This is a genomic window from Candidatus Magnetaquiglobus chichijimensis, assembly GCF_045865675.1.
Lineage (GTDB): Bacteria > Pseudomonadota > Magnetococcia > Magnetococcales > Magnetaquicoccaceae > Magnetaquiglobus > Magnetaquiglobus chichijimensis.
The window spans coordinates 392,294-415,722 of sequence record NZ_BAAFGK010000004.1 but is presented as its reverse complement, the minus strand read 5'-3'; the positions used below and the strand labels follow the sequence as shown (position 1 = coordinate 415,722).

At 61.3% G+C, this 23,429-nt stretch carries 16 protein-coding genes; 13 read left to right on the top strand and 3 right to left on the bottom strand.

The window, feature by feature from the left end; translation table 11 throughout:
- Nucleotides 1–128: 128 nt before the first annotated feature.
- On the top strand, nucleotides 129–1,094 hold the full coding sequence (locus ACOY6C_RS06200; protein ID WP_420904621.1) for an Rpn family recombination-promoting nuclease/putative transposase: 966 nt from the start codon (nucleotides 129–131) through the stop codon (nucleotides 1,092–1,094).
- The gene (locus ACOY6C_RS06195; protein ID WP_420904620.1) at nucleotides 1,091–1,426 is read left to right on the top strand and encodes a DUF4351 domain-containing protein; all 336 of its coding nucleotides are present in this window, start codon (nucleotides 1,091–1,093) and stop codon (nucleotides 1,424–1,426) included. Before ACOY6C_RS06200 ends, ACOY6C_RS06195 begins: the two co-directional genes overlap by 4 nt.
- Before the next feature lie 39 nt (nucleotides 1,427–1,465).
- Here ACOY6C_RS06195 and ACOY6C_RS06190 read toward each other — a convergent pair whose 3' ends face one another.
- Together ACOY6C_RS06190 and ACOY6C_RS06185 are read right to left on the bottom strand one after the other, a co-directional pair.
- The gene (locus ACOY6C_RS06190) at nucleotides 1,466–2,605 is read right to left on the bottom strand and encodes a SpoIIE family protein phosphatase (RefSeq protein WP_420904619.1); all 1,140 of its coding nucleotides are present in this window, start codon (nucleotides 2,603–2,605) and stop codon (nucleotides 1,466–1,468) included.
- A 1-nt stretch (nucleotide 2,606) separates the two neighbouring features.
- On the bottom strand, nucleotides 2,607–6,629 hold the full coding sequence (locus ACOY6C_RS06185; protein ID WP_420904618.1) for a response regulator: 4,023 nt from the start codon (nucleotides 6,627–6,629) through the stop codon (nucleotides 2,607–2,609).
- 184 nt (nucleotides 6,630–6,813) lie between these two features.
- On the opposite strand from ACOY6C_RS06185, the gene ACOY6C_RS06180 reads away from it, so the two are divergent.
- Complete coding sequence (locus ACOY6C_RS06180; RefSeq protein ID WP_420904617.1) at nucleotides 6,814–9,567, top strand: response regulator; 2,754 nt, start codon at nucleotides 6,814–6,816, stop codon at nucleotides 9,565–9,567.
- Nucleotides 9,568–9,726: 159 nt separating this feature from the next.
- Nucleotides 9,727–11,397, top strand: a complete 1,671-nt coding sequence (locus tag ACOY6C_RS06175; protein WP_420904616.1) for a sensor domain-containing diguanylate cyclase — start codon at nucleotides 9,727–9,729, stop codon at nucleotides 11,395–11,397.
- A 340-nt stretch (nucleotides 11,398–11,737) separates the two neighbouring features.
- Here ACOY6C_RS06175 and ACOY6C_RS06170 read toward each other — a convergent pair whose 3' ends face one another.
- Nucleotides 11,738–12,367 (bottom strand): response regulator, encoded by a 630-nt coding sequence (locus ACOY6C_RS06170; RefSeq protein WP_420904615.1) that lies wholly within the window; start codon nucleotides 12,365–12,367, stop codon nucleotides 11,738–11,740.
- A gap of 341 nt (nucleotides 12,368–12,708) precedes the next feature.
- Between ACOY6C_RS06170 and ACOY6C_RS06165 the strand changes: the two genes are divergently transcribed.
- The 9 genes from ACOY6C_RS06165 to ACOY6C_RS06125 all read left to right on the top strand — a co-directional run bounded on the left by ACOY6C_RS06165 (nucleotide 12,709) and on the right by ACOY6C_RS06125 (nucleotide 23,388).
- Nucleotides 12,709–13,629 (top strand): cyclic nucleotide-binding domain-containing protein, encoded by a 921-nt coding sequence (locus ACOY6C_RS06165; RefSeq protein WP_420904614.1) that lies wholly within the window; start codon nucleotides 12,709–12,711, stop codon nucleotides 13,627–13,629.
- 43 nt (nucleotides 13,630–13,672) lie between these two features.
- Complete coding sequence (locus ACOY6C_RS06160) at nucleotides 13,673–14,872, top strand: cytidylate kinase family protein (RefSeq protein ID WP_420904613.1); 1,200 nt, start codon at nucleotides 13,673–13,675, stop codon at nucleotides 14,870–14,872.
- 34 nt (nucleotides 14,873–14,906) lie between these two features.
- Nucleotides 14,907–15,284: a response regulator gene (locus ACOY6C_RS06155; RefSeq protein ID WP_420904612.1), complete on the top strand. Its 378-nt coding sequence runs from the start codon at nucleotides 14,907–14,909 to the stop codon at nucleotides 15,282–15,284.
- 47 nt (nucleotides 15,285–15,331) lie between these two features.
- Nucleotides 15,332–15,709 carry a response regulator gene (locus ACOY6C_RS06150; protein WP_420904611.1) on the top strand — a complete coding sequence of 126 codons (378 nt, stop codon included), beginning with the start codon at nucleotides 15,332–15,334 and terminating at the stop codon, nucleotides 15,707–15,709.
- A 17-nt stretch (nucleotides 15,710–15,726) separates the two neighbouring features.
- Nucleotides 15,727–16,125 carry an Hpt domain-containing protein gene (locus ACOY6C_RS06145; RefSeq protein ID WP_420904610.1) on the top strand — a complete coding sequence of 133 codons (399 nt, stop codon included), beginning with the start codon at nucleotides 15,727–15,729 and terminating at the stop codon, nucleotides 16,123–16,125.
- 30 nt (nucleotides 16,126–16,155) lie between these two features.
- Entirely contained in the window at nucleotides 16,156–17,106 is a 951-nt protein-coding gene (locus tag ACOY6C_RS06140; protein ID WP_420904609.1) for a diguanylate cyclase domain-containing protein, read from the top strand.
- A gap of 180 nt (nucleotides 17,107–17,286) precedes the next feature.
- Nucleotides 17,287–19,755, top strand: coding sequence for a hybrid sensor histidine kinase/response regulator (locus ACOY6C_RS06135; RefSeq protein WP_420904608.1), 2,469 nt, complete (start codon nucleotides 17,287–17,289; stop codon nucleotides 19,753–19,755).
- Between the two features lie 4 nt (nucleotides 19,756–19,759).
- Nucleotides 19,760–21,715: a response regulator gene (locus ACOY6C_RS06130; RefSeq protein WP_420904607.1), complete on the top strand. Its 1,956-nt coding sequence runs from the start codon at nucleotides 19,760–19,762 to the stop codon at nucleotides 21,713–21,715.
- A complete protein-coding gene (locus ACOY6C_RS06125) occupies nucleotides 21,712–23,388 on the top strand; it encodes an ASKHA domain-containing protein (protein WP_420904606.1) in 1,677 nt (558 codons plus the stop codon). Before ACOY6C_RS06130 ends, ACOY6C_RS06125 begins: the two co-directional genes overlap by 4 nt.
- The last annotated feature ends 41 nt before the right edge of the window (nucleotides 23,389–23,429 follow it).

Genomic DNA, 23,429 nt, shown 5'->3' with positions numbered 1-23,429 from the left:
CCACCCGCGCGGAACACGCGCCCAGACGGCCTCTCTTCAAAGAAGACCCGACACGATCAACCCGGCCAATCCGCCCGCATGCACGCAAAGATCATGACGTATCCAGGTGTTCCTGATATCCTCACGCCATGAACGAAATCACCCAACCTCATGACCGCTTTCTCAAATCACTGCTCTCCGATCCGGAAAAAGCGGGAACACTCTTGCGGGAACGTCTGCCGGAAGCGATATCCGAACTCTTGAGTTCCGATCCGCCGGAACTGGTGGAAGGCTCTTTCGTGGATGAGGAGCTGCGCGGACTGATGACCGATCGACTTTTTCGCGTCCGCACCATTCACGATCGGGTGGCCCTGCTCTACGTTCTGATTGATCACAAAAGCCACCCGGATCCGTTTATCGGCTTCCAACTGCTCAAATACCAAATCGAAGCGTGGAAACAGTGGGCAAGAGAAAATCCGGATTGGAAACGCTTGCCTGCCATCGTGCCATTCGTATTCTATCATGGGGAGACCGAATGGCGAATTCCAAACGAGTTCATGGCATTGGTGGATGCCGAGGCCGGATGGCGTCCCTTCTTGCTGAATTTTCAGTTCCCGATTTTTGACCTGGGCAAAGTACAGGACGATCAGCTTTCTCAACATGCCCGATTGCGCGCTTGGCTGGTCGCCGCCAAATATGCAACCCGTTCCGGAAAACAGACGCGGATCAAAAAGCATCTGATCGAGGTGCTGGGCGACTCCGGAGTGGACTTTCCGGTCATTATGCGATATATTGTCGAAACCTATGATGAATACAATGAATCCATTGTCCAGGAAATCATCCACGCCGTCCGTCCGGAGGAGGAACACGCCATGATGTCCCAGTTTGCGCGGGATATTATCGCCAAGGGAAAACCCGAGTGGTTGAACCAGGGCCGCATGGAAGGTCGGCAGGAAGAGGCCGCTTCCCTGCTCCTCAAGCTGATCCGGCATAAATTTGGCCCAACCCCGGACTGGATGATCGAGCAGATCAAGACTGCGCATCTGGAGCAGATCGAGGCCTGGAGCGACAACTTCGTGTTCGCCAACTCCGTGGAGGAGGTGTTCGCCTCGTGAGCGAGCACGCCATGATGTCCCAGTTTGCACGGGATGTTATCGCCAGGGAAAAACCCGAGTGGTTGAACCAGGGCCGCATGGAAGGCCGCATGGAAGGCCGCATGGAAGGCCGGCAGGAAGAGGCCGCTTCCCTGCTCCTCAAGCTGATCCGGCATAAGTTTGGCCCAGCCCCGGACTGGGTGATCAAGCAGATCAAGACTGCGCATCTGAAGCGGATCGAGGCCTGGAGCGACAACTTTGTGTTCGCCACCTCCGTGGAGGAGGTGTTCGCCCCGCAACCCGTTGTATCGGGTGATTCGATGGATGGGGAATCACCCGGAAAAGTCTCTTGAATGGATGACGGGATCCCTCCGTGATGCTGGAATCGCGTTTCAAACCGTGACTTCGATCAGGGCGATATCATCCTCGAACACCTCCCGCGCGCCAAAGCCCCTCAAAAGCGGCAACAAATCCTCCAGCGCCCCGCCACGGGCCGTCACCTCCTCAAGGAACGCCAGCAACCGCTCCCCGCCGAACCGCTCCCCGCCCGGCGCCGCCGCTTCGACGATCCCATCCGTGTGGAGACAGATCCGATCGCCGCTGATCAGCCTCAGCGGCTCCTCCATGACCGGGGGATCGGCCATGCGGGTGACGCCCAATGGGGTGAATCGGGAGTGGATCCGCCGCATCAACACCCCATCCCGAAGGATGTAGCACTCCGGCATGGCGGCATTCAAGATCATCACGCTTCCCCGCGTGGCATCCACCTCGACCAGGGTGGCGGCCAGAAAAGTGTCCACCGGCAACCGGACATGCAGTTGATTGTTGATCTCGCGGAACAACGACGCTCCCGACTCGCCACGGGCGAGCAGGGACTGAAAGATATAGTAAACCAATGGCCCGCCAATGGCGGCCTTGAGACCGTGGCCGGTGAAATCCCCCAGCAGCACGATGCGCCGTCCATCCGGTGTCATCCCGGAGAGGAGCAGATCGCCGGAGGTCTGCTCCACCGGATGGTAGAGATGACGAACCCGGTCCATGACGAACGAATCCGCCTCGCGCATGCGCAAGACGATGCTCTCGATCATCTCGCGCTCCTCCCTCAACCAGGCGTTCTGCGCCTCGATGGTCTGGACCGCCTCGCGCAAGGCCAACTGGGTTTTGACGCGCGCCCGCACGATGGCCGGGCGCACCGGCTTGGTGATGTAATCGACCGCACCCAGTTCCAACCCCAGGATCTCATCGGCATCATCGCTCAACCCGGTCACGAAGATGACCGGAATCTCACGGGTGCGAGGATCGGCGCGCAACTGCCGGCACACCTCGTAACCATCCATCTCCGGCATCATGACATCAAGCAGGATCAGATCGGGAATCGGCTCCACCAGCGCGGCACGCAACGCGGCCCGGCCATGGATCGCCGGGCGGATCCGGTACAGATTGCCCAGCACCCCCTTCAAGATGGTGATGTTTTCCGGTGCGTCATCGACGATCAACAACGTCTTGGGTTGGGAATCCGCGGTGTTCTCCATGTCACGCCTCCAAACCGATGCCCAACTCGCCGGCCCACTGTTCCAACATCTCCAGGCTCCCTTCGTAATCGTATCCTTCCAGTCGCTGACGCATCCGACGCAACCGTTCGCGCTCCTGGTCGTTGCGCAGGCACCCTTCCAACTCCGCGATCACCGCCTCGGCGTCGGAATCGAAATGGTACAACAGCATCCGCGCCCGCCGGAACAGAGGAGCGGCCACCTCCGGATCCAGACGCGCCTCCGGATCCAGACGCGCCTCCGGATCCGCATCCGCCGTCCCCTCTTCCGGCGCGGGAGGCTCCATGTCGAATGCCTGGGAGATGGTCGTGACCACCTCAGCCAGGCCGACGGCGGCAGTGGCGATCAACGGGCGCAGACGTTCGGCCTCCAGACCGGCATGGACCGCCTGTTCCAACTCCCTGGCGGCATCGCGCACCATCAGCGCCCCGATGCTGGCCGCCACCCCCTTGAGGGTATGAGCCGCCCGTTCCAACCCCTCCCGGTCCGCTTCGGCCAACCGCTCGGCCATGACCCGTCCGGCCTGGCCCTGATTGTGGACGAATTTGGTGAGAATGGAACGATAGAGTTCCACGTTGCCCCCCATGGTTTTCAATCCCAGGCGGGTATCCACGCCCGGCAGGGGTGGCCAGCCCGGAATCGTCCCCACCGACCCGTCGCGTCCGGGATCCCTCCTCGTCTCCCGGACCGGTTTCTCGAACCGCTCGTCGCTCCCGACCACCGGAGCCACGGATTCGACCTCCGGTTGCACGATGGCCATGCGCGCCTCCTCGGGCAACCACTTGAGCAGCGCGGCATACAACAGACGCGGCTCGATCGGCTTGGAGATGTAATCGTTCATGCCCGCAGCCAGACACACCTCTCGATCTCCGCTCATGGCGTTGGCGGTCATGGCGAGGATCGGCAGGCCGACCCAGCGCGCATCGCCACGAATGCGCCGCGTCGCCTCGTAGCCGTCCATGACCGGCATCTGCACATCCATGAGCACCAGGTCGAACCCGCCGGTCTGCACCTTTTCGATCGCCTCGACCCCGTTGTTGGCCACCTCCACCCGACACCCCACCAGGCCGAGAATCCCCCTGGCCACCTCCTGGTTGAGTTCGTTGTCGTCCACCAGCAGGATATGTCCGCCGATCATCGGTTTCTCGTCGAGAAGCACCTGACGCGGCACCTCCCGTCCGCCGAGGGCCTGGGCGATGATCTCCAGGAGGGCGGCAGATCCGAACGGCTTCATGAGCAGCCAGGGAACCTCCTCGCGACTGGCGGCGGAGACCACCTCCTCGCGACCGTAGGCGGTCACCAGGACCATCGGCGGGGCCTTCTCGCCCAACAGGTCACGTACCCGCCGCATCGCCTCCAGACCGTCCATGCCCGGCATGCGCCAGTCGATGACCACCAGGTCGAAGGGATCGCCGGCGGCACGCAGGATGCGATCCACGGCCTGCAAGCCGTTTTCCGCCTCCTCGATGCGGCACGGATAGGGGGCGAGCATGTCGCGACAGACGCGCCGGGCCATGGGATGGTCATCGACGAGCAGGATGCGCGAGGCGGCCAGACGGATCGGACCCTCGGCGCCATCCGGCAGAACTTCCCCTTCGCCGGCGCGCGAAAAACACAACCGGAAGGCGAACTGACTCCCCTTGTCCGGCTCGCTGGTCAACTCGATGTGCCCGCCCATACGCTCCACCAGATGGCGGCAGATCGCCAACCCCAGACCCGTGCCTCCGAAACGCCGGGTGGTCGAAGCATCGGCCTGGGTGAAGGCGGTGAAGAGGCGCGACATCTGCTCCCCGGTCATGCCGATGCCGGTATCGCGCACACGGAAATCGAGAGTGGCCGAGGTATCGTTGCTCTCGACCAGCATGATCTCCAGGCACACCTCCCCCTCTTCGGTGAACTTCACCGCGTTGCTGACCAGATTGAGCAGGATCTGTCCGAGGCGCACCGGATCGCCCATCAACACCGGCGGGATGTGGTGATCGACGAACACGATCAGTTCCAACGCCTTGTCCTGGGTCTTCGGGGCGACCATGCTGCTCATGCGATCCGCCACCTTTTCGATGGAAAAGGGAATGCTCTCCAGGGTGAGCCTGCCGGCCTCGATCTTGGAAAAGTCCAGGATGTCGTTGATGATGTGCAGCAGGGTCCGTCCGGCCTCCTCGACGCGGGTGAGATAATGGCGTTGCTGACTGGTGAGCGAGGTCTGGAGCGCCAGATGGATCATGCCGAGCACCGCGTTGATCGGGGTGCGGATTTCGTGGCTCATGTTAGCCAGAAAGAACGATTTGGTCTGACTGGCGTTTTCGGCCATTTTGCGGGCCGCGTGCAGCACCGTGGTTTCGCGATGCAAGATCCCGTAATAGGAGAGCATCAGGATGCTGACCAGCAGCGCGATCAGAATTCCCAGCATGCGGTTGACGCGGGTGGTGTTTTCGGATTTGACCAGCAGCACCGACCAGCCGGTATCGTCGATGGCCACCCGCCCCACCAGGTGACGGGCCCGCTCCAGCATGATGGTCATGCCATCACGCAGTTCGTGTTTGAAGATCGGTTCGTGTTCGGCCAACGGTCCGAACTGCCTGCTCTCCTCCAGACGCCGCATCACCGCCGGCTCGATCGCCCACAGCGGATGCGGCGGGAACGCATCGCGACCGGAGAGCAGGGCCACCCCTTCCGGATTGAGCAGATAGGCGTGAGAGAACATCGTGAAGCCCATCTCCCTGGAAACCAGGGTTTTCTTGATCACCGCCACGGCGATGATCTCCTCGCCGCCCGTCCCGAGGAGGGAGGAGGCATTTCCCCCACCATCCGGCATTTTCGCCCGAATCGGCGCGCCGGCATAATAACCCGGCTCGCCGGAGGTCATCCCATAGGCGTAATAATGGCCGATCCGCCCCTCCATGGCTTCCAGGAAGTAGGGACGGAAGCGATAGTTCTGGCCCACGAAACTGTTGGGGGTGTTGCGATTGGAGGCCGCGAGCACCTTGCCATCCGGCCCCATCAGATAGGCCACCCCCTTGACCGAGGCGGCCAACTGATCCAGGGTGCCCTCGATTTCGGCACGATGTTCCTCATCCGGGTGGTGATGCTGGAACAAGGGCTGAAGGATCCCGGCCAGGGCGATGGCGCTGCCGTCGATGGAGAAGGTCTCGCGACTCAGGCGGTTCACCAGGCCATCCAGATCGTTGCGCATCGCCTGGGTCTGGTCGGCCTGGAAGAGTCTGCCCAGGTGATCGGTCAGCCACCATCCCGCGCCAAGCAGCATGCAGAATCCGCCGATGAACAGGACGAAGTAGCGTTTCCTGTGGTGGAAGAGCGGCGTGGCGTCGGAGTTGCCGGTCACGGCGAACCCCCACACCGAAATGGTCATCAGCAGGGCAGCCGACGCGCGGAACAGTTGAATCGGCACCCCGACCGCGCCGTGGAAGGTCTGGGCGTTGAGGAGCGAGGCGGGCCAGAAGTCGCTCGGCTTGACCACCAGGCCGCTGGCGAGCCCATGGAGCGCCATGGCCAGGGCGCCGATGGCCAGCCAGAAGATACGATTCGGAATGGGGGCCACCCCGCGGGCGCGCCAGAAAAGCCAGGCACCAACCATGCAGGCAGGAAAAGCGAGGGTGTAGCGGATCAGGATCGGGAAGCGTTCGATGCCAAGACTCCAGGCCAACGCACCGGTCAAGGCGAGCGGCGCCAGCGAGAGTCCCAGCAGTTTCGGCAGCCTGAACCGGGCGAACAGCCCGGTCAGGGCGAACTCGGCCAGAAACAGGAACGAAACCGCGTGGATCAAAAAACGCAGCGCATTGAACTCCGGAGTATCGCCGGTGAACATCTCCACGAGTTCCAGCCACTCGACCAGACCATGGGTCAGCCCGAATCCGGCCAACAGTCGCCAGGAGAGTCCCGATGGATCCTCACGGGGAAGAAAGAGACATACCACCCCCAGAATCAGGAAACTCAGCCCGTAGACAAAATAGATGTAGTCCATCTGCTGGGTGAACCATTCGGACATGCGCTTTCCCTGGCATACAAGGGGTTGACTGTATTTGCATTTATTGCTAATTTTGCCAAAACATGTCAAGATACAAAAGTGGGCATATCGTCATGTGCGCACATCCATCCATGCCCCAACAGAGTTTCGTGGCGTCTCATGGCCACCCCGACCCCATCCGGCAACCTTCGACCAGACCGCCCGCATGAACCCGCTCCCACGCCCCCGCATCCTGATCGTCGATGACAAACCGGCCAATCTGACCGCCTTGCGCGCGTTGTTGTCACGGGTGAACGCCGAAATCCATCCCGCCCTCTCGGGCCACGAAGCCCTGGCCCTGCTGGTCGAGCACGACTTCGCGCTGATGCTCCTGGATGTGGACATGCCCGGCATGGACGGTTTCGAGGTGGCACGTACCGCCTTCAAGCTGGAACAAACCCGGAATCTGCCGATCCTGTTTCTGACCGCGGCCTACAAGGATGATTTCCACCGTTTGCAGGGGTACAAAAGCGGCGCGGTGGATTATATCGAAAAGCCGATCGATGACGTCATTTTGCTGTCAAAGGTGCGGCTGTTCTTGAATCTGTATAACGCCCGCAACGAATCCGAACAGTTGCGCCAGGAGCTGCATCTCTCCGAAGAGCGGTTCAAGTTCGCCCTCGAGGGCAGCACCGACGGGTTGTGGGATTGGAACATCGCCACAGGATCGGTCTATTTCAGTCCGCGCTGGTGCGCCATGCTCGGCTACGAACCTGGCGAGATCGAACCCAACGTCGGATCCTGGGCCCGTCTGGTCCACCCGGCGGACAAGGCCGCGGTCATGGCGCGACTCGACGACCATCTGGCCGGAAGGATCCCCCTCTATCAGACCGAACACCGCCTGCGCACCAAGATTGGCGAGTGGATGTGGGTTCTGGACCGCGGCAAGGTGGTGGCCCGCGCGCGCAACGGCACCCCCTTGCGGGCGGTGGGCACCCATCAGGACATCTCGCCGCGCAAAATCATGGAAGAGGAGCTGCGTCGCAGTCGCGAAAATTACGAAAAACTGACCACGCGCATTCCGGTCGGAGTCTACAAGTTCCGCTGTACCGCGCAAAACGGAATCTCCTTCGATTACGTGAGCGAACCCTTTTGCGCCCTGTTCGGGCTGGATCGGGAGACGTTGAGCCGGGATGTGATGCAGATTTTTCGCGTCGCCCATCCCGAAGAGCAGGAGGAGTTCCTGCGCCTGACCCTGGAGATCGCCAAAAAGCGGGAGCCGTTCTTGTGGATCGGTCGTTTCACGGTGGCGGGCCAGGTGCGCTGGTTGCACATCCAGTCCACGCCGAACATCGAATTGATCGGGGATACCACCTGGGATGGGGTGGTGATCGACATCACCGAACGCAAGGCTCTGGAAGAGGCGATGCTCAAGGCCAAACAGGAGGCCGATACCGCCAATCGGGCCAAGAGCCGCTTCTTGGCCACGATGAGCCACGAAATCCGCACCCCGATGAACACCATTCTCGGGATGGGCGAGATGCTCCGGGAGTCGCCACGCCTGAGCCCACGGGAACGACAGATGGTGCAGATCGCCAACCGGGCCGGCGAATCGCTCATGGCCCTGGTGCACGACATCCTGGATCTTTCCAAGATCGAAGCCGGGCAGATGCAGCTGGAGTCGATCCCCTTCGTGCTCGAGGTGGAACTCAACCAGACCCTGGCGATCATCCGCGAAAGCGCCACGGCCAAGGGGATCGAGGCGGCGCTCTCCCTGGAACCGGGTCTGCCGCGCCAGGTGCGCGGCGATCCGCAACGGTTGCGTCAGGTTCTGTTGAATCTCCTCGGCAATGCGATCAAGTTCACCCATCAGGGAGGGATCGCGCTGCGCGCCCGCCAGGTGGATGGCGGCATGATCCAGTTTCTGGTCCAGGATACCGGCATCGGCATCCCCGAGGATCGCCTGAAGGAGATCTTTCAACCCTTCACCCAGGGCGACGCCTCCACCCCGCGCCGTTTCGGCGGCACCGGACTGGGACTCAACATCTGCCATCAACTGGTCACCCTGATGGGGGGCCGGATCTGGGTGGAGAGCCGCATGGGATCGGGAAGCATCTTTTATGTGCAACTCCCCTTGGGCGAGGAACAAACCATGCCGGAACCGGTCATCCTGTCCACCCCCCCGGAGGAGATTCCCCTCCACACGAGTGACGCCCCGCGCCTGCTGGTGGTCGACGACACGGAAGACAACCGCCAGGTGATCCTGGCCTTTCTCGAGGGGGGCAACCAGGTGATCGTCGAGGCGGCCAGCGGCACCGAAGCCTTGGAACGGTTCCTGGCCGAACCGTTCGATCTGGTCTTCATGGATATCATGATGCCGGGCATGGACGGCCTGGAGACCACGCGACGAATCCGCGCCGCCGAGACCGAGACAGGTCGCCGGCGCACGCCAGTGATCGCGGTGACCGCCCATGCCATGAAAGAGGACATGGAGCGCTCCCTGGCCGCCGGGTGCGATCTGCACCTTTCCAAACCTCTGCGCCGAGGGGAGGTTCTGGAGGTGCTCAACCGCTTCCTGGCACGGGGTCAACACATCCCGGAACCGACTCAACCCGACAAATCCCCTCCCCAGGTGATTGATCCCGTGCTGCTCGAGCAACTGAAAAACGAGACCGGCAGCGGTTTTGCGCGCATCCTCGAAATGTTTCTGAAAAACTTTCCGGGCCGGCTGGATGCCCTGCGCGCCGCCTGGGAGACCCACGATGCGGAAGGGTTGCGTCAGGTCGCCCACAAGCTCAAGGGCACCTCCAGCACCTTCGGCGCCACCCGTTTCGCCCAGGCCTGCGCCGAGCTTGAACAACTCGCCGTGCGCCAGGCATCCCTGACCCTGCTTCAGGATGCGCTCGACACGGTGTTGAACGAAGCCGGCCTGATGCAACGGCGACTGGAGATTCTGGCGATCGAAACACATGATGATTGAATTTTCTTATTATTAATAAAATTTGTTAATGGATTAATCATTTTATTTTATAATCAACTCGTTAACAAATAACCGTGCACCCGATTCTGTTCTATGTCATCATAAGGAATCCTTTTGCATTTCGAGGAATGATCGACTCCAGACTCCGGGATACGTCGCATGCACCCCAACAGCCCAGCACCGCACGGCCTGCTGACCGGCCTGTTTCGAACCCGTTTCCTGAGGTTCAGCTTTTTTCTCTCCGTGCTGTTCGTGATTCTGATCCCCCTGCATGCCTGGTGGATCGGCAATCCCGCTTTCCGCGACGTGCTCATCCGCTTCACCGAAGAAGACGCGGTACGACTGGCCGACCACCTGGCCGGCGACATCCCCTTCGATCCCGCCACCAACCAGCCGCAAGTCACCGACGAGCTGCGCAAGGAGCTGGCGAAAGTCGCGGTTGGATTCAAGCTCTACAAATACCGACTGTTCGACGCCTCCGGACGCATCATCCACTCATCGATCCCCCAGGAGATCGGAAAAATCAACGAACACGCCTATTTCCACGACATCGTGGCCAAGGGGAATCCCTACAGCCAGGTGGTCCAGAAAAACGGCAAAAACCGCGAAGACGAAACCATTCTCCTCGACGTGGTGGAGACCTATGTTCCGATCATGCGGGCCAACGCTTTCCAGGGCGCCTTTGAGATCTACTCGGACATCACCGCCTGGCGCACGCGGATCGACCGCATCGTCGCCACCAGTTCGCTGGTCCTGGATCTGATGGCCCTCACCCTCCTGACGGTGATCATCGCCACCCGCATCCGCATTCAACGCCGCATCCACGCCTTCATGGAAGCGATCGTCGCCACCTCCCGAGGAATCTTCCCCCGCGCTCTCCCCCTGGAGGGGCGCGACGAGTTGACCGACATGGCGGCGAACTTCAACCGCATGAGCAGCGAACTGCACAAGCTCCACCACGGGTTGCAGAACGAAAAGAACAAGCTCACCACCATCATCTTGAGTGCCCGTGAAGGGATCGTCGTCACCAACGACGCAGGGGAAGTGGTGCTGGTCAATCCGGCAGCGGAACGGCTGTTGGGCAAATCCGCGGAGCGGATCCAGCGGGAGGGATTCCTCAAGGTGGTCGATGATCCGGAGTTCGTGGCGCGGTTCGTGGCCGACGAAGGGGTGGACATGCCGGAGACCCTGGTTTACAACCAGCATGTATTGCAGTTCTACGCCTCGACCATCCACGACCGCAACGGGAGCACCATGGGATCCGCCGCCCTGCTGCGGGATGTCACCGAGGAGAAGAAGCTCGAGGAGAAGTTGCGCAGTCAGTCGATCACCGATCCGTTGACCGGCCTGTTCAACCGCCGTCACTCCGAGGAGAACCTGCACGCCGAGATGCAACGTTTCCAGCGTAGCGGTCATGGTTTTGCCGTGGCGCTCCTGGATGTGGACCATTTCAAGCGTTTCAACGACGAACACGGTCACGATCAGGGGGACCGGGTGTTGCAGGCCGTGGCCCGAAATCTCCATCTGCACTACCGGCAAATCGACATCTGCTGCCGTTTCGGCGGAGAGGAGTTCTGCATCATCATGCCCGGAACGTCGCTCTCCGGGGCCCTGCTCGCCGCGCAACGCCTGCGCGAGGGCATCGAGGAGATGCGCGTGGATGGTCTGAAGGTGACGGTGAGCATCGGCGTGGTCGTCTGTGACCGGACGATGCGCACCCAGGATGAGTTGATCAAACGGGCCGATCAGGCCCTGTACGCGGCCAAGCATCTGGGACGCAACCGGGTGGTCGAGTGGCGCGAGACGTTGCTGGAGCAGGCGGATTCGTGAAAGATCGGAGGGAGAAAAAACTGGCGGGGGCCAGGGGCCCCTGGTGGGATTCGGGTCGAAGCTCTGAGGTTTTATCTTTATTTTTCGCGCGCTTTGCACACGAAAAATCTTTATTTAAATGCGCCACAGTCGAAAACGAAAATAAAAAACCTGGAAAAGGGATCTCCAGGCGCTCTTTTTTAAACGGGGAAAACCACACATTCCAAACCAGACGCGGTTTAGCGTGGAACTCCCGCCAGGGAGGTCCACGGTACGGGGGGTGAGGGAGTTCTCTCCCCATCATGCAAGTTAGCGTCACCCCCCATCCAGGGGCTCCGAAGACTCCGCCCATCACGCCAAGTCAGGCGGTGATCCGTTCCACCCCGCGCCGACCCCGTTGCTGGGAAAAGAGGGCTTCCATCACCACCACCTTCAACCGTTCGTAGGGGGTGGGTTTGTGAAGCACCTCGACATCTTCGGGAACCCCCCCCTTGGCGGCGATCTGCACCTCATCCATGGCGGTGACCACCAGGATGTGGCTGCGGCTGAGTTCCGCGGACTCGCGCAGGGCGCGGATCATCTGGAAACCATCCATGGCAGGCATCATCAGATCGGCGATGATGACGCCGGGTTTGTGCAAACCGGCCTGGATGAGCCCGTCGTAACCATCCTCGGCCACCACCAGACGGACCGGCAATCCCCAGTTGGCCACGACGGCCTTGGTGATTTCGCGCAGGTTCTCGTCGTCCTCGACCAGCAGCAGGGTCAGCTCGGGCAATTCGGGATCCTGGAGCTGTTCGCGGCGTTTGGCCAACAGGAGATTGATGGAACTCATGGGGATGCGGCAATGGCCCCCCGCGGTTTTCCAGGATTTGATGATCCCCCTTTCCATCCAGTAATGGATGGTGCGCTGGGATACACCCAGGATCTGCGCCGCCTTGGAGGTGGTTACCACGGGATCGGTGGTTTCCGGAATGCGTGACACGGGCATGGCGATTCCAAACGCATGATTCTGAGGGATGAAACGACAGACTGCAAGATTTGCCTGGTTTTCCTTTAAGATGGAAAAATTTCAGCATTGAATATGGATCATACCCGAATCACCCCTCCCAGGCAAGGAAAAAGTTCTCCATAAGACGGATCAATACATACTCACGGACAGCCCCTGAGCAAGGTGACACCCGTAAAAACAATACGAAAAAAACGCAAAACGGGAAAGAATTAATCTTGCAATGCAAGAAAAACAGGAAAATAATACATACGAACGCTTATCAGAACCGCTTGAAAGCCGAGCACGACCACACCGGCGCGCCGGCCAAAGGGGAAACGACCATGCTTGACGACTCCTTTCGACAGATGGGGCGCACCTATCAGCCCGGTGAAATCATCTATCGGCAGGGGGATCCGGCGGAACACTTCCATGTGATCCAGCGCGGCAGCGTGATCATCACCCGGGAGACCGCCACGGGGCAGACCCTGCTGGTCGAATCCGGCGACGGGGAGGTGTTCGGCATCGTCTCGTTGTTTCTGGCCGGACGCCGGCGCTTCTCCACCGCCCGCGCCGCGGTCGAATCGGTGATCATGAGCGTGGACGCGAAGATCTTCATGGCCCGGCTCCATCAGGATCCGTCGATCGCCTTTCGCGTCATCCGTCACCTCTCCCAACGGATCCACGATCTCGATCTCGCCCTGCCCGCCACCCAACGCGGACGCCTGAACGTCCACGACTTCTCGGTGGGGCACCATTTCCTGGTGGTGGAGGACGAAATCGAGTTCTTCAGCCTGATCACCGCCTGGCTGAAACACGATGACAAAACCCACGACTCCCCCTGTCAACTGGGATCCTGCAAACTCACCCACGCCTGGAACCGGCACGAGGCCGAAACGCTGCTCGGCTTGGAAAAATTCGACCTGATCCTGCTCGATCTCAATCTGCCGGACAGTCACGGATACGCGGAAACATTCGTCCAGATTCATGAAAGAGCGCTGGACACCCCCATCATCGTCTTCACCGGCATGGATGACGACCAACAGGCGGTTCAGGCCGTGAACGCGGGCGCCCAGGACTATCTGATCAAGGGCGAGGTGAGCCGTCGGGCGTTCCATCGCGCCATACTCCACGCCCTGTCCCGACACGACCAGTACCGGAAAACCTTGACCGAAGCGGAGGTAAAGACCGAAAATCATGTGGAAAGATTTTCTTTCAACCTCTTCGACTGGTCGGTGAAGGCCGAACATCGATTACGGGCCTGACAATCACATCCATCGGACCCTTGAACGCGGAGAACCCAACCAAATGGAAACCAACACCGGAATCGGCAGTGTCGTCAAGTCAGGGCTTTTCACGGAGTCCGAGAAAGAGGATGAGGTCGTCACCCGGCATCCGATCGTCGTGAGCGTATCGCGCAACTTCGGATCCAACGGCGGAAAAATCTCGGAACTCCTCGCCGAACGGCTCGGCGTGACCTGCTACGGTCACTCGATGATCGACGAGATGATGAACAAAACCCATACCACCAAGAAACTGATGACGCTCATGGACGAAAAACTCCCGCGCGCCATCGACAGTTTCCTCTACTCGCTGTTCGTCAAGCCGGACAACTCGGTGGCCGGGTACTACAAAAACCTCATCAAGACCGTGCTCAACATCTCCAAACTCGGCGGCGTGATCGTCGGACGCGGCGCGCGACTGATCCTCGCCCACGATCCGCTGGTCTTCCGGGTGAGCATCGAAGGATCGCGGGATGTCTGCATCAAGCGGGTCGCCGAACGGGAGGGGATCAGCGACGAGGCGGCCAAACGCAAGATCATCAGCACCGAAAAGGATCGCTCGGCCTTCATGAAAGGGCTGTTCAAACGCTATCCGAACACCCGCACCTACTACGATCTGGTGATCAACTCCGACCGCATCGACCCGATGCATGCCGTGGACATCATCGTCCACGCCATGGAACGGATGGGCTACATCACCGCCGAACAGGCCAATGCCCCGCAACATCGCGCCGCGCCCATCGAGGTCCGTCCTCTGCCGCCGGTCCATCTCGGTCTGCACTTCCTGATCGTCGAGGACGAAACCGAGTTCTACTCCCTGATCAAAGGGTGGCTCGAAACCTGGCCAGGCACCGGCGACAAGGGCGACAAGGGCGACAAGGAGACCACCCGCCTGACCACCCCGTCGGTGAATCTGACCAACGCCAAGAGCTTCCAGGATGCCGAAACGTACCTGGAGAACAACCACTACGACCTGATCCTGCTCGATCTGAACCTCTCCGACAGCCGCGGGCTGGAAGAGACCTTCGGACGCATCAACCAGAAGATCCGCGACACCCCGATCATCGTTTTCACGGGCATCGACGATGAACAAAAAGCCGACCAGGCGGTCGCCCAGGGGGCCCAGGACTATCTGGTGAAAGGGCAAGTGAACAAAAAAATCCTGGTGCGTTCGATCAAGCATGCCCTATCCCGTTACCGGATCATGCGCTCTGGAAAGAAGTAAGCATGAGACGTATGCTCGAAGGAGTGAGCTGAAAATGGCCAGAATCCTGATCATCGACGACGACGAACCCTTTCGTGTCCATCTGGGCACCCTGTTGCGCAACGCGGGACATGTGGTTCTGGAGGTCGAGTGCGCCCTGAACGCCCTGGACAAAATCGCCCTCGACCCCTTCGACCTGTTGATCACGGACATTTTCATGCCACGGATGGATGGATTCGAACTGCTCTCCGCCCTGCTCCGGCATCACCCGCGCATCCGGGTGATCGCCATGAGCGGTGGCGGGATGACCATGAGCCCGAACCTGGCCTTGAGCGTGGCCAAAAAACTGGGGGCCACGGAGTTGATCAGCAAACCGTTTCAGCCCGGAGATGTGCTCCGGGCCGTTGATCATGCCCTGGCCTCACTGACGTGAAGCGTGGCTGGATGATGGGGATCGGGTTTCAATGCTAAGGAAACGACATGGCAAACATTCTGGTGGTTGATGACGACGAGATATTCCGGATCTACCTCGTCACGGTATTGCAGAAGGCCGGATACACCGTGCTGGAAGCAGAGAACGGGCAGGCGGCCCTCGATCTGGTGGGCACGATGAAGATCGATCTGATCATCACCGATATCTTCATGCCCAAGATGGATGGGATCGATCTGCTGGCCGCAGTGCTCGCCGAGCACCCGAATGCCAGAATGATCGCCATTTCCGGCGGGTACAAGGCGATGAACTCCAAACTCACCCTGGAGATGGCGCAATCCTTCGGGGCCTTGGAGATCATCACCAAACCATTCCACGCCGAAACCGTGTTGCAGAAAGTCCAGTCGGCACTGGCCACGCTTACTTAGGAAAAAAGGCGACGATCATGAACACCGGGCATGAGAACCACGAACTTCTGGATATTTACAAACTCAACGAGATGCGCGAAGAGTTGGAAGAGGGATTCCCCACCGTGATCCGCCACTATCAGGCGGGGATCCTGCACCGTCCGGAACGGATCCGTCAGGCCATCCGCGACCGCGACGCCGAACAGGTCGCCCTGGAGAGCCACTCCTTGAAAAGCGTCTGCCGTCAGGTGGGGCTCGTGCGCATGGGCGAGATGTCCGCCCAGCTCGAGGTCATGGGCGCCTCCAACGAACTGGATGCCGCAGAGTCCCTGGTAGAACAACTGATCGCCGCGAGCATCGTCGCCAACCAGGAACTCATCCGCTATTGCCAGGGCACGGAACCACCCAAACCGTTCTTTGCCAAGGAGGACGCATAGACCAGAGAGACGCCTGACCCGATTCGAACCATGACGGCAATCTCTCATGAGGTGACGATGCAAGCCGCGGAGCGTGACAAGCAGAGTCTGATTCTCGTCGCCGAGGATGATGCGGCGATGCGTGCAGCGTTGCAACAGTTCCTCATCCGGCAGGGCTACGCGGTGGTGCTGGCCGGTGACGGCCAGGAGGCCATCGACATGTGCGCCTCGGCCATGCCGGATCTGATCCTGCTGGATGTGCGCATGCCCAACGTCGATGGGTTGGCCGCCTGCCGGACCTTGCGCAAGGATACCATCGGACCTCGCATCCCGATCATCATGCTCACCGCGCTCTTCGACGCCGGTTCGGTGGATCGGGCCTTCGAAGCCGGGGCCGACGATTACGTCACCAAACCGGTCCATTGGGCGATCCTGCGTCAGCGGATCCGCGTGCTGCTGGAACGGCACGGGACCGAGGCGCGCATCCACCATCAGGCCACCTTCGACGCGCTCACCGATCTGCCCAACCGCACCCTGTTCCTCGACCGACTCAACCACGCCATGCAACTGGCCACCCGCAACCAATCGCGTCTGGCCCTGCTGTTCATCGATCTGGACGGCTTCAAGCAGATCAACGACACCTTCGGTCACGCCGCCGGCGACGCCCTGCTGCGCCAACTCGGCCAGCGGCTCAAGGATCTCATCCGCCACTCCGACACCCTGGCCCGTCTCGGCGGAGACGAATTCACCGCCATCATCGCCCCGATCGGCACCCCCCACGATCCCCAGGTGGTCGCGGACAAAATCCTTGTCACCGTCGCCGAACCGTTCGATCTGGATGGTCAACAGGCCACCATCTCGGCGAGCATCGGCATCACCCTCTTTCCGGATGACGCGAACACCACCGCCGATCTGCTGCAAAACGCGGATCAGGCCATGTACCAGGCCAAGAAGTTCGGCAAGAATCGTTATCACTTCTATCGTCCCGAATCAACGCCATGACCCCTTCCCGCACCCAAAATCACGGGAAGGGTGAAGATCAAAGATTGCATTTGTACACCAGAACAAACGATAATAAAATTTCAGAATGAATCCGGATCCCCAAAAACAAGCATCCACGGGGATCCCGCCACGCCAACACCATGGATGCACAAACCCTGGACGCATTTCGGGGGAGATGCGATGAAAACGATCTTTCGAGGAGTCTGGGAAGAGCACATCACGCCGATACGTTTCGTGCTCGGCCTGGTGTTGCTCACCTTGGGAGAAATCGTGGTCTTCTCCCCGTCAGGCACGGATCCGTCCGGCAACGGATTCCTCGGGGTTCCCCCGTCCCACATGGCCGGGATCCTGTTCTGGAATCTTCTCATCATTCTGATCTTCTTTCATCTGCCGCTGCGCCATGAGCTGAGTTACCGGGTGTGGATCCATGCCACGCATTTCTCCTTAAGCAACCGCATGCGGCATGTCACCACCCTGAACTCCCTGGGCGCGATCACCCTGCAATTCTTGACCGAACGGCTCGACGCCCTGAACGGCGTCCTCTACCTGCTCGACGAAGAACAACGTCTGCAATGGCTCTCCAGCCTCGGCGCCCCGCCGCACAAGGAGATCGCCAAAACCCTCGAACCCGGCGAGGGGATCCTCGGACAGGTGGCCATCACCCGCAAACCGGCGCATGTGACGGGTCAGGCCTGCGCGCCGTTGCATGTGCGCGCGGTGCTCGTCGAGAGCTGTCCCAGCGAGGTGATCGTCATTCCCTTGCTCCACGACGATCAACTCCAGGGAGTGCTGGCCCTGGGCACGAAATCCCCGTTCCAGCCGCGTCAGCTCGATTTCCTCAACCGCGCCGGCGAAACCATCGCCCGCGCCATCACCGGCGTGCGCGACTCCTCGGCCCGCCAGAAACTGTTGGAGGAGAGCCGCCGCAAAACCGAGGAGCTGGCCATCAACCAGCAGGTGCTGCGCGACACCATCCAGCTGCTGGAACAGAGCAGCGGCTTCAAGTCGCGCTTTCTGGCCAACATGTCCCACGAGTTGCGCTCGCCGCTCAACAGCCTGCTGATCCTGGCGCAACTGCTCAAGGAGAACCGGTCCGGCAACCTCACCCCCAAGCAGGTGGAGTTCGCCTCGACCATCCACGCCGCCGGATCGGATCTGCTGACCCTCATCGACGAGATCCTCGATCTGGCGCGCATTGAGGCCGGTCGAATCCGCATCTTCAAGGATCCGGTCAAACTCTCGGAGCTGGCCACCAGTCTGGAACGGCTCTTCACCCAGACCGCCCGTCAAAAGGGGCTGGAGTTCCATGTGCTCATGAAGGGACAGCTCCCCCTGGCGATCCGCGCCGACCGGATCCGGGTGGAACAGATCCTGAAAAACCTCATCACCAACGCCATCAAGTTCACCCACGCCGGTTCGGTGACCGTGACCTTCCGCATGGTGAACGAGGCGGGCAAGGATTGCGTCTGCATGTCCGTGGCCGACACCGGAGTGGGGATTCCCCGCGACCAGCACGCGCTGGTCTTCGAGCCGTTCCGGCAACTCGACGACGGGGCCAATCGCAAATACGGCGGCACCGGCCTGGGTCTGGCGATCTGCAAGGAGCTGGCCCAACTCCTGAACGGTCGCATCGAGCTGATCAGCGAAGAGGGCAAGGGGAGTCTGTTTTCGCTCATTCTGCCGTTCGAGGCCGTGGAGAGCATCCCGCTCATCCTTCCCGACGCCCAGATCGACATGCGCAACCGTCAGGTGGATGCCATTCCGGACGACCGGCGCCATCTGACCCCCGAGGATCGGGCCATTCTGCTCGTGGGCATGGATTACCACCGCATCCGCGCCCTGGGAGATACGGCACGCGCCCTGGGATTGGGGGTGATCGTGGCCGGGGATCAGAGCGCCGCGCTCTTTCTGGCCAACTTCCTGCGTCCCACCGGTCTGGTGATGGTGGGGGATCTGCCGGGCGTGGCCACGGTGCCGTTGATCCGCCGCCTGCGCACCACCGCCGATCACGATGCCATGCCGGCCCTCTATCTCCATCCGGCCAATGCCCCACCCCTCGAGGATCTCTCCACCGAGCGCATCGTCGTCACCCCCCTGCTGCGCGAGAACGAACTCACCGACACGGAGAGCCTGCAATTCTTGAAGTCGATCTACGCCTCCCCTCTGGCGCCCAGCGAACCGTCGCCGCCGCCCACCCTGCAAGAACCCCACACCGCGACGGACGACACCGGAGTCGCCCCCACCGCCACCCGCGCCGCGATGCGCGACCTGGCCGGACGCCGCATCCTTCTGGTGGACGACGACATCCGCAACGTCTTCGCCCTCACCAGCCTGCTCGAGGATCAAGGCGCCCAGGTGATCATGGCCGAAAACGGTCGCGTCGCCCTGGAATTGCTGCGCGAGCATCTGCGCATCGACATGCTGCTCCTGGACATCATGATGCCGGACATGAACGGCTATGACCTGCTCGGCGAGATCCGCCGTCAGCCGGAGTGGCGCGAACTGCCCATGCTGGTGCTCACCGCCAAGGCCATGCAAGGCGAACGACAACGGTGTCTGGAGGCCGGCGCCTCGGATTATCTCTCCAAACCCGTGGATACCCAAAAACTTCTGTCGATGATGCAACCCTGGCTCGCCACGAACCGGTGACACCATGAAACCCCATATCCTCATCGTCGATGATCTCGACAACAACCTCACCGCCACCGCCGGTCTGCTCGCCGACCTGGACGCGGAGATGGTCCTGGCGCGCAACGGTCGCGAAGCGCTGTTGCAGATGACCAAGCAGGAGTTCGCCGTGGTGCTGCTCGATGCCCACATGCCGGACATGGACGGCTTCGAGGTGGTCAAGCTGATGTCGAGCGTCAACCGCACCAAAACCATCCCGATCATCTTCATGTCCGCGGTCTTCAAGGACGACCAACACGCCCTGACCGGCTATGATCTGGGCGCCGTGGACTATCTGGTCAAACCCTTTCCGCCGGAGTTCCTGCGCGCCAAGGTCAAGGTCTTTCTGGAAATATACCGGCAGAAGGAGCAGATCCGCTCCCAGGAACGGGCCATCCGGCTGTTTCACAACCTGCTCGACGAATCCAGCGACGAGATCCTGATCTTCGATACCCGCACCGGACTTCTGATCGAGGCGAATGCCACCGCCTTCCAACGTCTTGGTCTGCCCAGGGATGATCTGATCGGGGAGTTCCACCTGGAGGATTGTCATCTGCTCATCGGCGAGGACCGGGATCTGGAATTTTTTCTCGACCGGTTGCGCTCCGTCGGTCATCTGGTCGTCGAAGGCTCCTACCTCGATTCCCAACGGCGGCTGCACCATACCGAAACCAATGTGCAACTGCTGAATCAGGGGGATCAACCGCTGATTCTGGCCATGCTGCGCGACGTGACGGAGCGCAAGCAGACCGAACTGGCCTTGGGTCGCGCCCAGGCCGAAGCCAACCAGGCCAACCAGGCCAAGAGCGATTTTCTGGCCGCCATGAGCCACGAGATCCGCACGCCGATGAACATCATCATCGGCATGGGGGACGTACTCATGGAGACCTCCCTGACCACCCAGCAACGCTACTATCTTTCGATGCTGCGCAACGCGGGATCGAATCTGCTGATGCTCATCAACGACATCCTCGATTTGAGCAAGGTGGAGGCAAACATGTTGCGCATCCACGAGGAGCCGGTTCGGTTGCGGGAGCTGGCCCGCGAGGTGGTGGAAATGTCTCGGGTGCTGGCCAACACCAAGGGACTCGCCCTGGAGGCGCGCATCGACTCTTCCTTGCCGGAGTGGATCGTCGCCGATGCGCTGCGGTTGCGGCAGTGTTTCTACAACCTGTTGAGCAACGGAGTGAAATTCACCGACACGGGTTGGGTGGTGCTGGATATCGGACTGAATCCGGAGAACGCCGGTGAGTTGCTGGTCGTGGTTTCGGACAGCGGCATCGGCATCCAGTCGAATCAGCTGGAGCTGATCTTCGAGAGTTTCACCCAATCCGACTCCGGCATTTCGCGCCGTTACGGCGGCACCGGACTCGGTCTCTCCCTGACCCGGCGGCTCCTGGAACGCATGGGGGGACGGATCTGGGTGGAGAGTCAGGTCGGCAAGGGGAGTCAATTCCATTTTGTGATTCCCCTCGTGGTCGCCACTCAGCCGCTCCAGTCGGACGATTGCGGGGCTCTCCCCTGTCCGCCCGCGGAGACGGTGCGACCGTTGAAGATCCTGCTGGTCGAGGATGTGGAGGAGAACTGCGAGTTGATCCGCATCTATCTGGAGGAGACCCCGCACCAACTGCAAGTGGTCGGCAACGGCGCCGAGGCGGTGGAGCGGGTGAAGCGCGAGCCGTTCGACATCGTGCTCATGGACATCGAGATGCCGGTGATGAACGGTCTGATCGCCACCTCCCGCATCCGCGCCTGGGAGGCCAAACACAAAAACCAACCCCCGTTGATCATCCTGGCGCTCTCCGCCCACTCCATGGAGGGCGAGGCCAGACAGTGCCGCGACGCCGGATGTGACGACCATCTGGGCAAGCCGATCAGCAAAAAGATCCTCCTGGCCGCGTTGAAACGGCATGCCCAGGGCGACGCCGCCCCACGCCCATGACCGATACGCCGGAACGGGTCACGGTCCGGGTCGGTGCAACGACCTGGCAGCTCACCCCCACGCCGGGACAATCGGTACGGGCGTGGCTGGACACCACCCGGCTGCGGGTACGCGCCTCATGTGGCGGGACTGGCGGTTGCGGGGCCTGCGTGATCCGTCTGGTTTCCGGCTCCGCCAACCCCCTGACCCGCGCGGAGCGGGAGAAGCTCACCTCCGAGCAGCAGCGACAGGGATACCGCCTGGCCTGTCAGGTGCGACCGGTCGGATCGTGCCTGCTGGAACTCGACGATCCCGCCCCCCTCTCCCCCTGGCGGAGCCTCCCAGCCGACGAACTGCATCCGCTCGATCCCCATCCCTCCGGAGGAATCCCCCCCCAGCCGTTGGGCGTGGCGCCAGACTCCGAAGGGGGCGGGCGCGGCGGTCGGCCAGACCCCCACCCGTTGGGCGTGGCCGTGGATCTGGGCACCACCCACCTGCGCGTCTCGCTGTGGAATCGCCGCCACCGTCTGGCCAGCCGCCGGGGGCTCAATCCCCAGTCGATCCACGGGGCGGACATCCTCAACCGGCTGCACGAAGCCAGTCGCGATCCCGTCCGTGCCGAAGAGTTGTCCGATCTGGCCCGCCAGGCAATCCTGGGCGCGATCACCGACATGATCGCCCGGGATCTGGGCGAGGGAACCTCCATGCTCAACAGGATCGGTCGCATGCGGATCGTGGGCAACACCGCCATGTTGATCCTTCTGGCAGGCGCTGGAGCCGCCACCCTTTTGGATCCGGATGGCTGGGATACCTCTCTCCCCTGTCAACCCGATGATCCGGAGCGCTGGCAGACCCTCTGGGGACTGCCCAACGCCCGGATCCGCCTGGTCGCGCCGGTGGCGGGTTTCATCGGCTCGGATTTACTGGCCTGTCTGCTGGCCACCCGCCTGATCGAACAGCCCCCCGGCTCCCTGCTGTTGGATCTGGGCACCAACATCGAGATGGCTTTGTGGGATGGTCGATCCCTGCACGTCGCCTCGACCCCCGGCGGACCCGCCTTCGAGATGAGCGGCATCCGCCACGGTCTGCCAGGCGACGCGGCAGGGGCCGTGACCCATATTGACGAGGTGGACGGAGGCCCGGTTTTCTCGACCATCGGCCATGGCCCACCCCAGGGGTATTGTGGGACCGGTCTGCTGGACGCCGTGGCCCTGCTCTGCCGGCGGCAGTGGGTCAAACCCTCGGGACGCTTCGCCATGCCGGTGACCGAAACCGGCCTCCCCCTGGACCCGGACCAACCGGCCACCGCCATCACCAGCCGGGATATCGATCAGTTCCAGCGCGGCAAGGCCGCCTGCGCGGCGGCCATCGAAACCCTGCTCGGGCGGGCGGGATTCGATTGGCACCACACCACCGGCCTGTGGCTGTGCGGAGCCTTTGGCGCGGGGTTGAACATCGCCAACGCCCAACGGCTCGGCCTGCTCCCTCCATTGGAGGGGGAGCGCATCCACAAGATGGCCGGAGCGGCCCTGGCCGGATGTGAAACCGCGCTCCTGACCCCCGAGGAGTCCGACCCCTTTTCCGCAACCCGCGCCGCCATTCTTCCGGTCTCCCTGGCCACGGACGAAGGCTTCGCGGATACATTTTTCCGGCATTTAAGGTTGACAAGCTCTCCCGACGGATCTATAAGATAGCATAATGATTATATTCTTATATTTTCAGTAAAAAAACCATC

Bases quoted from the DNA above. Each gene is read 5' to 3' on its own strand.
- ACOY6C_RS06200 (WP_420904621.1), top strand. From the start codon at position 129: ATGAACGAAATCACCCAACCTCATGACCGCTTTCTCAAATCACTGCTC.
- ACOY6C_RS06190 (WP_420904619.1), bottom strand. From the start codon at position 2,605: ATGGAGAACACCGCGGATTCCCAACCCAAGACGTTGTTGATCGTCGAT.
- ACOY6C_RS06185 (WP_420904618.1), bottom strand. From the start codon at position 6,629: ATGTCCGAATGGTTCACCCAGCAGATGGACTACATCTATTTTGTCTAC.
- ACOY6C_RS06180 (WP_420904617.1), top strand. From the start codon at position 6,814: ATGAACCCGCTCCCACGCCCCCGCATCCTGATCGTCGATGACAAACCG.
- ACOY6C_RS06175 (WP_420904616.1), top strand. From the start codon at position 9,727: ATGCACCCCAACAGCCCAGCACCGCACGGCCTGCTGACCGGCCTGTTT.
- ACOY6C_RS06170 (WP_420904615.1), bottom strand. From the start codon at position 12,367: ATGCCCGTGTCACGCATTCCGGAAACCACCGATCCCGTGGTAACCACC.
- ACOY6C_RS06165 (WP_420904614.1), top strand. From the start codon at position 12,709: ATGCTTGACGACTCCTTTCGACAGATGGGGCGCACCTATCAGCCCGGT.
- ACOY6C_RS06160 (WP_420904613.1), top strand. From the start codon at position 13,673: ATGGAAACCAACACCGGAATCGGCAGTGTCGTCAAGTCAGGGCTTTTC.
- ACOY6C_RS06155 (WP_420904612.1), top strand. From the start codon at position 14,907: ATGGCCAGAATCCTGATCATCGACGACGACGAACCCTTTCGTGTCCAT.
- ACOY6C_RS06150 (WP_420904611.1), top strand. From the start codon at position 15,332: ATGGCAAACATTCTGGTGGTTGATGACGACGAGATATTCCGGATCTAC.
- ACOY6C_RS06145 (WP_420904610.1), top strand. From the start codon at position 15,727: ATGAACACCGGGCATGAGAACCACGAACTTCTGGATATTTACAAACTC.
- ACOY6C_RS06140 (WP_420904609.1), top strand. From the start codon at position 16,156: ATGACGGCAATCTCTCATGAGGTGACGATGCAAGCCGCGGAGCGTGAC.
- ACOY6C_RS06135 (WP_420904608.1), top strand. From the start codon at position 17,287: ATGAAAACGATCTTTCGAGGAGTCTGGGAAGAGCACATCACGCCGATA.
- ACOY6C_RS06130 (WP_420904607.1), top strand. From the start codon at position 19,760: ATGAAACCCCATATCCTCATCGTCGATGATCTCGACAACAACCTCACC.
- ACOY6C_RS06125 (WP_420904606.1), top strand. From the start codon at position 21,712: ATGACCGATACGCCGGAACGGGTCACGGTCCGGGTCGGTGCAACGACC.